This window comes from Pseudomonas sp. AGC41, from assembly GCF_057334555.1.
This window is the reverse complement of the sequence record NZ_JBHFJB010000034.1, coordinates 53,441-62,149: the sequence shown is the minus strand read 5'-3', so window position 1 is coordinate 62,149 and position 8,709 is coordinate 53,441. Positions and strand designations below refer to the sequence as shown.

Here is an 8,709-nt window from a genome sequence, read left to right as displayed (position 1 = left end):
AAGCTCCCTCCACAAAAGCCTTCCACCTGATGGGCAAAAACCATCCGGGTTGTATATTTATTGAGCTGTGGTAGTGTCCAGCAACGCCTCAACTCATCGAGGCCCGTGAAAACCCCGTCTTATGTGGCGGGGTTTTGCTTTTTTCGTGCAGAAGAAAGGAGTCTGCCTGGATCATGACCGCACCTTCCATCACCCTGACTCGCCTGGACGTACAACGTCTGGAGCGCTTGATCGACAGCCTGGATGACACGCTTCCCGGTGTGATCGCGTTGCAAACCGAACTGGATCGCGCCGAGACACTCGTCGGCCACGATGAAGTACCGGCTGATGTCGTGACCATGAATTCGCGCGTGCACTGCCGTGAGGAAAGCAGCGGCAAGGATTACCATCTGACGCTGGTATACCCGAAGGATGCCAACGCCGACGAGGGCAAGATTTCGATACTGGCTCCGGTGGGCAGTGCCTTGCTGGGCTTGAAGGTGGGGCAGCACATCGACTGGCCGGCGCCGGGTGGCAAGACGTTGAAGCTGACCTTGCTGGAAGTCGAGTCCCAGCCGGCCAATGGCGGTGATTTCCCGTCCTGAGCCCGCTCAGACCTGATTCAGGGCCTCGTTCAGCGCGCGCTCCAGGTCGGCCTTGTAGCGCAGGAACAAAATGCTTGGGCAGGCACTGTCACCGACCAGGCCGGAAAGGTCCAGGTCGGTGATATAGCAGCGATAGCGCTCGGCTTCGCGGCGCTGCCCGACGATTTCCCTGGCGACCACATGAAACAGTTGGTCGCCGTGCTCCAGCTCCGAAAATTCCCGCTGATCGCAATAGAGGGTGACGTGCACTTGCCCGTGCGCCGCTTTGCCGATGATTGCCTGTACGTCGTAGAAAGGCTTGTTGACCGGCGTCTGTGGCGCCTGCCGTGATTCGACCCGCCGGGCCCGCCCGTTACCCGAAGGCAGGAGCTGGTAATAAAGGATTTCCAGGGTCAGCGGCTGGGTAGCGTCCATCGGCAGCAAGGCGTCGCGGCGGTACAGCACCGATTGCAGGAAGCGTTGCAGCGGCACCAGCAGGCTTTGTTCATCGTGATAAGGCAGGCGCTGCTGCCACAGCGCGTTGAATTCATCGAGCACATACAGCTCTGCTTCTTCCTCGTAGACCCGATAGAACACCTGGATGCACTCGGGCTGGCCCATGGGCAGGATCAGGGCCGCGTCGTGATCTTCCAGCGCCATCGAGTCCAGATGTAGCGGGCTGTACGCCGTCAACTCTTCGCCCAGGTAGTCCATCAGCGCCGGCAGGCTGCTCAGCGCCACATGGTTGACCTGGCCGGGCACCAGCTCCAGCACGTGATAATGCTGCTGGACCTGAAGCAGGTAACGGTAGTTGAGTTTGCTCAGCAGTAAGGTCTGGGCGGACTCGATGACTTCTTCAACCCGTCGCGCGATGAACTGCGCTCGGTTGTGACAGAAACAGCGTACCTGCAGGCGTGGCTGGCGCTGCGTGAGCGGCAGGGCGTTGAGGTAGTCACGCAGGCAATCGAGCAGGGCGTGCTCGCCATCGAATCGGTTGACCAGCACTTCATTCCAGCTATTGAGCGTGACCTGGTCGAGCGTCAACACCAGGTTTTCGCGGACACCGGCGTAACTCAAGGAGTCGGTGCGCTCGGTGGTCATCAGGATGTTCAAGTCGCGGTGATGCTTGAGCGGGTCGACGCCGACGTTCACCAGGATCAGTACTTCGCTGGGTACGCTGGCATGCAGCAGTTGGTCTTCATCAACCGTGGCCAGGGGCAGGGCGATGGACTGTTGCAGGCTGCCCAGCAAGTTGAACAGCTCGAACTCGCTCAGGTCGCTGTCGCCGGGGTGCAGCGCCAGGCGCGTGCTACTGTCGATCACGCCGTTGCGGTGGCACCAGGTGAGCAATTCGAGTAATTCGCGGCTGCGCTTGATCGGCGCGAAGTTCTCCCATTCCAGGGCATTCAGGCTGCCGTTGTACAAACCCCACTGGTTCTGTCCTGGCTCTTTCTTGTTCGGCGACTGGACCAGGGTCAGGGTGTCTTCCGCCAGGTCCGGCGCGATTCCCGGATTGATGAACTCGACCTTGTCGGCCTTGCGCTCGAAGGCGGCGTACAGCCGTCGGCCCAGGACATTGAGGTCGCGCTTGTTGATCAGGCTGACGGTCTTTTCGGTGCGGGCGAACTGGGTCAGGAAGCGATAGCTGTAGGTCAGCTCGTTGACCAATGCGCGCCGCTCATTACTGACCTGACGGACCTTCCATTGGCTGCGGCTGTCGAGCAACGCGAGTTGGCGTTGATCCCAGCCCCAGTCCCGCGCCAGGCGCTCCAGCAGGTTGCGTTGCCAGCCGCTGCTGCGGGCGTGGCCGGTGAGCTTGCGATTGACCTTCAGGTACAGCGCGCGGCGGATCAGCTCCAGCCGTTCCGGTTCGCCACGGGCGTTGAGGTATTCCTCGAGACGGCGGTAAACCACCATGTACGGGTCCAGCTCGTCCAGGTCCAGGCGATTGGCGAACACCGCCTGCTTGAAGCGCAGGCTCAGGCAGCGCACGTCCGGGTGCTCGCTGGCGTAGACCTCGGTCAGCAACAGTTTGAGCACGGATTTGTAGGGTGACTCGATGCCCTTGAACAACTGCCAGAGCCCGGCGCCGATGAACTCCCCCGGCGGGATGTAGGCTAGATGCCCAAGGTCCAGGGTTTCGTCGGCGCGGATGAAGCGCTTGGAAATCAGCGTGTGGGTGTATTGCGCGTAATTCTCTTCTTCATAGACCGGCACCAGCCACCAGATCGGCGTGCGTCCGGCCAGCCAGATCGCGGTGCGGTAGAACTCGTCCAGCAACAGATAATGTTGGGTGGTGCCACAGTCATCGGAGCTGAGCTGGTTGTCCCGTTCGCCGCGGACGAAGCGCGCCGGGTCGATGAGGAAAAAGTGAGCTTCGGCGCCTTGGGTGGCGGCCCAGATTTCCAGCAGCTGGCATTTCTTGCGCAGCTCGGCCAGTTCATCGTCGCTCAGGTCCGGACCGTGGCACACCCACACGTCCATGTCGCTCTGGTCGGCCTGGGCGAGCGTGCCGAGGCTGCCCATCAGGAACAGGCCGAGGATTGGCCGCGGGGGGTTGCTGCCATGGCGCGGTTTATAGGAAAACGAGCGGGTCAGCCGCTGGGCCTCGGCGAGGACATTGGCGTCGGGCTCGTAATTCGACAACCCGGCGGGCGTGCTGCCGGATACATAGCCGGGCAGCAGCGGATGGTTGACGTGAAAGAACAGCGGAAGCAGCGTCAATACGCCCTGCTGGCGGGTCGACAGCCCTTCGAGGGCGCGCTCCATGCGGCCGGAATTGAGCTTGAGGAAACGCGCGCGCAACTGGCTCAGGACCTTGCGGTCGATTCCCTCGTCCAGATCTGGGCGTATTTCGTGATTGCGGGTCATGTCAGCTCAAACCGGCTCGCGGCGTCGAACGTGGGGAAGCACAAGTGATGGCAGGTTAACGCCCGAGTCTGGGAATTCTTAAGCTGAAAATGATTGTGACGTCAGGATTTTTTACAACAGAAGCCTGCGCGCCTGCGGAAACCCCGATGCATAGGGATTTCCGTGGGCGAGGAGGAGATCAGGCGGTTTCTTCGGCGCGGAGTATCGTCAGGACAGTTTGCACATTTTGCGCGGCATCACGCCCCAGGCTGGTCAGATAACCGCCATCGGGTTGGTCTATAAGATCTTTTTCAAACAGGCGCTTGGCAGCGGCGATGGCTTTCGGGGCAGCGGTCTGATGAATTTTCAGGCCTTCCTGGGAACTGTCCAGGTTGAAGAGTGCAAGGATTTCCAGTTCGGCAACCAGCTCAGGGGTAAGCGACATAAGGACTCCAGACTTTCTAGGAATTTGGTCGACAGCGTCACTAAGGTGAGCGCACTCGGCCGAGCTGTCCAGTGCCAGAGTCATGCTTTTTTGTTTTTTGTAGCAAGTCCAGGCATCCCCTCACCACAAGAGCTGCGTTGCCCGTTGGGTCAGTTTTTTTCCGGCGGCAACTCGGGCAGGGCGCGCAACGCCGCTTCATACCACTCGGTATCGAACGGGCGGTCTTCTTCCAGAATCGCGTCGATTTCCACTGCCAGCACGTGCGCCATCAGGTTGAGGATTTCGTCACGCTCATAACCGACCAGGGTCAGCTTGTTGAAGGTGGCCTTGGCCGCTGGTGGGTTGTCGCTTTCGATCTGGTTCTCGATGGCCTGGATCAGCGTGTTCTCGACGAACTCTTCTTCGTCATTGTCGATGTCGATGGGCTCGCTCATGGCAGCCTCCTTTAGGAAAGGGCGTCAGTTTACCTGCATTCACCAGCGTGATGCGCCTGGCGCGAAAAGCCCCGCCGGTCTATAACCCAAGGCTGCCAACCCCACGCGGCCTGGAGGCTATGGAATGCTCAAGCTTTATGGTTTTTCTGTCAGCAATTATTACAACATGGTCAAGCTGGCGCTCCTGGAGAAGGGTCTGCCCTTCGAAGAGGTCCAGTTCTTTGGCGCCCAGACCCCGGAGGCCCTGGCCATCAGCCCGCGCGGCAAGGTGCCGGTATTGAAGACCGAGCAGGGCTTTATCAACGAGACCAGCGTCATTCTGGAATATATCGAGCAAACCCAGCCGGGCAAGGCCCTGCTGCCCAACGACCCGTTTGCGCGCGCCCAGGTGCTGGCGCTGTGCCGGGAAATCGAGTTGTACATCGAGCTGCCGGGACGTGCCTGCTATCCCGAGGCGTTTTTTGGCATGGCGGTGCCCGAGGCGATCAAGGACAAGGCCAAGGGCGAGTTATTGCTCGGGTTTGCCTCGCTTGGCCGGCACGGAAAATTCTCGCCTTATGTGGCGGGCGACAGCCTGAGCATTGCCGACCTGTATTTCTACTACAGCCTTTCGCTGGCCTTGCAGGTAGGCAAGAAGGTTTTCGATATTGACCTGCTTGCGGAGATGCCGAAGGCGAAGGCCTTGATGGAGCTGCTTGGGCAGAATCCGCACGTGCAACGGATCGCGGCGGATCGGGACGCTGAGATGCCGGCGTTTCTGGCGAAAATCTCGGCCAGGAAGTAGCTTCAGGTATCGTCCGACGGGTTTGTCAGGGAATCGGCAATCTTTTGTCTGAAATGGATCTCAGCCTCGTCGGGCGGCTTCCTCAGGGATTTTCGTTGCACCCGGTAACGACCTGGGCCGGCGTAAGTTTTTGTCAGTAGTTACCTTGAGCATCGGATCGCTTTTCGATCTGCCACCTGCATGGTCGAGGAGACCGGAGATGCTCAAGCTTTATGGCTTTGCGGCCAGTAATTACTTCAATATGGTCAAGTTGGCGCTGCTGGAGAAAGGCGTGCCCTTTGAAACCGTACCGTTCCATGGCTGCCAGAATCCCGAGATTCTTGCGGTCAGCCCCCGTGGCAAGGTGCCGGTCCTTGAGGTCGAGAAAGGTTTTATAAGCGAAACCGACGCCATCCTTGATTTTATCGAGGAGACCCAGCCCGGTATCGCGCTGCTGCCGGCTGAACCGTTTGCACGCGCCAGCGTTCGCGCACTGGCCAAGGAAATCGAGTTGTACATCGAGTTACCGGCCCGAGTCTGCTACGTCGAGGTGTTTTTCGGCGGCAGGCCGACCCCTCAGGCTTTAAAGGCCAAAGCCGAGCGGGATCTGATCAAGGGTTTTACCGCTCTGAAACAACGGGCGCTCTTTGCGCCTTATGTGGCGGGTGAGCAGTTCACGCTGGCCGACTTGTATTTTCTCTACAGTGTTGACCTGGCCGTCGATGTCGGGAAACGCTTGTTCGATATCGACTTCTTGTCCGACTTGCCTGGTGCCGGGGACTTGCTGGTACGCCTGGCAGATAATCCCAATGTGCAAAAAGTGGCGGCAGACAGGCGGGCGGAAGCGCCTGCCTTCTTGAAGCGCGTGCAAGCAGTGGGCAACTCAGGGGCATGACACAAAGAGCCCGGTGATCATCGATCACCGGGCTCAGGTTACACCGCCGCCGTCTTAGCGGCTGGCAAGGAGCGCCTGGCCACGCACCACTGCGGCCTTGACCTGCGCTGGCGCGGTGCCGCCGATGTGGTCGCGAGCATTGACCGAACCTTCCAGGGTCAACACCGCGAACACGTCCTGCTCGATCTGATCGCTGAACTGGCGCAGTTCGTCCAGGCTCATTTCCGCCAGGTCCTTGCCATTGTCCACGCCATACTTCACTGCATGGCCGACAATCTCATGGCAGTCACGAAACGGCAGGCCACGGCGCACCAGGTAGTCGGCCAGGTCGGTGGCGGTGGAGAAGCCGCGCAGGGCCGCTTCGCGCATGACCGAGTGCTTGGGCTTGATGGCCGGGATCATGTCGGCGAAGGCGCGCAACGAGTCGCGCAGGGTATCGGCGGCGTCGAACAGCGGCTCCTTGTCCTCCTGATTGTCCTTGTTGTAGGCCAGCGGCTGGCCTTTCATCAGGGTCAGCAGGCCCATCAGCGCGCCGAATACCCGGCCGCTCTTGCCCCGCACCAGTTCTGGCACGTCGGGGTTTTTCTTTTGCGGCATGATCGAGCTGCCGGTACAGAAACGGTCGGGCAGATCAATGAATTGGAATTGCGCACTGGTCCATAGCACCAGCTCTTCCGAGAAGCGCGACAGGTGCATCATCGCGATGCTCGCGGCGGAGCAGAATTCGATGGCGAAGTCGCGGTCCGAAACGTTATCCAGCGAGTTGCCGCCCACTGCATCGAAGCCCAGCAGTTGGGCGGTGTATTCACGGTCGATCGGATAGGTTGTGCCGGCCAGCGCGGCGCTGCCCAGGGGCATGCGGTTGGTGCGTTTACGGCAATCGACCAGGCGCTCGTAGTCGCGACTGAGCATTTCGAACCAGGCCAGCATGTGATGCCCAAACGTTACAGGTTGCGCGGTTTGCAGGTGCGTGAAGCCCGGCATGATGCTCTCGGCCTCGCGCTCGGCCTGTTCCAGCAGACCTTTTTGCAGGCGGGTGATTTCAGCCAGGATCAGGTCGATTTCATCGCGCAGCCATAAGCGGATGTCAGTGGCGACCTGGTCGTTGCGGCTGCGCCCGGTGTGCAGCTTCTTGCCGGCGACGCCGATGCGGTCGGTCAGGCGCGCTTCGATGTTCATGTGCACGTCTTCAAGGTCCACGCGCCAGTCGAACTGGCCGGCCTCGATCTCGCCCTGAATGGTCTTCAGACCCCCGATGATGCTGTCGCGCTCGGCATCGGTCAGCACGCCGACCTTGGCCAGCATGGTGGCGTGGGCGATCGAGCCCATGATGTCGTGGCGATACAGGCGCTGGTCAAAGTTGACGGAGGCGGTGAAGCGGGCGACGAAGGCGTCGACGGGTTCACTGAAGCGGCCGCCCCAGGACTGATTGGTCTTGTCAGTGCTCATGAATTCGCTCGTGATCGGCTGAAGAAAAAGTAGCAGCTAAGGCTGCGGCGGATGATAGCAGGGTTGCCGGGGCTGGCGCTGGCAATGGTCGGCAGGTTTTTTGCCTGGGAAAACCAGGCGTTTTGCCGGGTTTTTGCACAACGATATTTTTCGATTGAGCAATATCGTCGTGGCAACCGTCTACAGTGGACGTAGGGCTTTGCTTTTTCATCTTGGACGCATCGGACGCACCGGAATAAGGGGGGTGCTCATATTGGTCAGATCGGGTGTTAACAGTCCCTGTGGCGACGTAGTGCGACAACAGGCCTCGAGCTTCGGTAGGCAAGCGCTGGTAAAGATAGGCAACCACCTCGCGGCACTTTTTGGCCCTCGGACGAGTCTTAGCGTGGATCGCGGTGACGGATGTCACTTCCCCTGTCTACGCTATCCTTGTGCGAGACTCACGCAGGAATCCAGCGCAATATGAATGTCCTGATCGTTGACGACGAACCACTGGTCCGCGAGCGCCTGAGCCGAATGCTTGGCGAACTCGAGGGTTACAGTGTCCTGGAGCCGAGCGCCACCAATGGCGAAGAGGCATTGGCCCTTATCGACAGCCACAAGCCGGATATCGTCCTGCTCGATATCCGCATGCCTGGCCTGGACGGGCTGCAGGTCGCGGCCAAACTGTGCGAGCGCGAGTCGCCTCCCGCCGTGGTGTTTTGTACCACCCGGGATGACTTCCCTCCCGAGGTATTGCAGGCCGGTGCCGTGGGCTATCTGATCAAGCCGGTTTCCGTCGAAGCGCTGGAAGAAGCGTTGCGCAAGGCGGAGCGACCGAACCGCGTGCAATTGGCGGCGCTTACCCGCCCGGCCGCCGAGAGCGGCAGCGGCCCGCGCAGCCACATCAGCGCAAGGACCCGCAAAGGTATCGAGCTGATCCCGTTGAACCAGGTGGTCTACTTCATTGCCGACCACAAGTACGTGACCTTGCGCCATGAAAGCGGCGAAGTGTTGCTGGACGAGCCGCTCAAGGCGCTGGAAGACGAGTTTGGCGAACGGTTCGTGCGCATCCACCGCAACGCCCTCGTGGCTCGCGAGCGTATCGAGCGTTTGCAACGCACCCCCCTCGGACATTTCCAGCTTTACCTCAAGGGTCTCAATGGTGACGCACTGATCGTCAGCCGACGGCATGTGGCGGGCGTGCGCAAGATGATGCAACAGCTTTAGCGTGCTGGCGCGCAGCGTTCCATCTCCAGGATTGGCGGCCAGGGAGGCCTTTGCGTCGTGATTCAAGTCAAAGCGGTTTTGGCTGAGCTGTTATTATCTGC

At 60.1% G+C, this 8,709-nt stretch carries 8 protein-coding genes and 1 pseudogene; 5 read left to right on the top strand and 4 right to left on the bottom strand.

Annotation, left to right across the window (positions count from 1 at the left end):
* Positions 1–173 precede the first annotated feature (173 nt).
* Positions 174–584 (top strand): nucleoside diphosphate kinase regulator, encoded by a 411-nt coding sequence (rnk, locus tag ACE04F_RS06415; RefSeq protein WP_486105479.1) that lies wholly within the window; start codon positions 174–176, stop codon positions 582–584.
* Between the two features lie 6 nt (positions 585–590).
* Here rnk and ACE04F_RS06410 read toward each other — a convergent pair whose 3' ends face one another.
* From ACE04F_RS06410 to ACE04F_RS06400, 3 genes are all read right to left on the bottom strand, one after another.
* On the bottom strand, positions 591–3,434 hold the full coding sequence (locus tag ACE04F_RS06410; protein ID WP_486105478.1) for a class I adenylate cyclase: 2,844 nt from the start codon (positions 3,432–3,434) through the stop codon (positions 591–593).
* Between the two features lie 178 nt (positions 3,435–3,612).
* The gene (locus ACE04F_RS06405) at positions 3,613–3,858 is read right to left on the bottom strand and encodes a TIGR02647 family protein (RefSeq protein WP_150724924.1); all 246 of its coding nucleotides are present in this window, start codon (positions 3,856–3,858) and stop codon (positions 3,613–3,615) included.
* 149 nt (positions 3,859–4,007) lie between these two features.
* The gene (locus tag ACE04F_RS06400) at positions 4,008–4,292 is read right to left on the bottom strand and encodes a hypothetical protein (RefSeq protein ID WP_486105477.1); all 285 of its coding nucleotides are present in this window, start codon (positions 4,290–4,292) and stop codon (positions 4,008–4,010) included.
* Positions 4,293–4,416: 124 nt separating this feature from the next.
* Here ACE04F_RS06400 and ACE04F_RS06395 point away from each other — a divergent pair, with 124 nt between their 5' ends.
* Both ACE04F_RS06395 and ACE04F_RS06390 read left to right on the top strand, forming a co-directional pair.
* Positions 4,417–5,076, top strand: coding sequence for a glutathione S-transferase family protein (locus ACE04F_RS06395; protein ID WP_486105476.1), 660 nt, complete (start codon positions 4,417–4,419; stop codon positions 5,074–5,076).
* 199 nt (positions 5,077–5,275) lie between these two features.
* Positions 5,276–5,950, top strand: coding sequence for a glutathione S-transferase family protein (locus tag ACE04F_RS06390; RefSeq protein ID WP_486105475.1), 675 nt, complete (start codon positions 5,276–5,278; stop codon positions 5,948–5,950).
* Between the two features lie 54 nt (positions 5,951–6,004).
* On the opposite strand, the gene argH is transcribed toward ACE04F_RS06390, so the two are convergent.
* The gene (gene argH / locus ACE04F_RS06385) at positions 6,005–7,399 is read right to left on the bottom strand and encodes an argininosuccinate lyase (RefSeq protein WP_486105474.1); all 1,395 of its coding nucleotides are present in this window, start codon (positions 7,397–7,399) and stop codon (positions 6,005–6,007) included.
* Between the two features lie 316 nt (positions 7,400–7,715).
* Here argH and ACE04F_RS06380 point away from each other — a divergent pair.
* Positions 7,716–7,865, top strand: a pseudogene (locus ACE04F_RS06380) (sensor histidine kinase); the annotation flags it as partial.
* Positions 7,862–8,608 (top strand): LytR/AlgR family response regulator transcription factor, encoded by a 747-nt coding sequence (locus tag ACE04F_RS06375; protein ID WP_305497976.1) that lies wholly within the window; start codon positions 7,862–7,864, stop codon positions 8,606–8,608. The pseudogene ACE04F_RS06380 and the gene ACE04F_RS06375, both read left to right, overlap by 4 nt.
* Positions 8,609–8,709: the final 101 nt, after the last annotated feature.

Coding starts and splice junctions, on each gene's coding strand:
- rnk (WP_486105479.1), top strand. CDS start 174: ATGACCGCACCTTCCATCACCCTGACTCGCCTGGACGTACAACGTCTG.
- ACE04F_RS06410 (WP_486105478.1), bottom strand. CDS start 3,434: ATGACCCGCAATCACGAAATACGCCCAGATCTGGACGAGGGAATCGAC.
- ACE04F_RS06405 (WP_150724924.1), bottom strand. CDS start 3,858: ATGTCGCTTACCCCTGAGCTGGTTGCCGAACTGGAAATCCTTGCACTC.
- ACE04F_RS06400 (WP_486105477.1), bottom strand. CDS start 4,292: ATGAGCGAGCCCATCGACATCGACAATGACGAAGAAGAGTTCGTCGAG.
- ACE04F_RS06395 (WP_486105476.1), top strand. CDS start 4,417: ATGCTCAAGCTTTATGGTTTTTCTGTCAGCAATTATTACAACATGGTC.
- ACE04F_RS06390 (WP_486105475.1), top strand. CDS start 5,276: ATGCTCAAGCTTTATGGCTTTGCGGCCAGTAATTACTTCAATATGGTC.
- argH (WP_486105474.1), bottom strand. CDS start 7,399: ATGAGCACTGACAAGACCAATCAGTCCTGGGGCGGCCGCTTCAGTGAA.
- ACE04F_RS06375 (WP_305497976.1), top strand. CDS start 7,862: ATGAATGTCCTGATCGTTGACGACGAACCACTGGTCCGCGAGCGCCTG.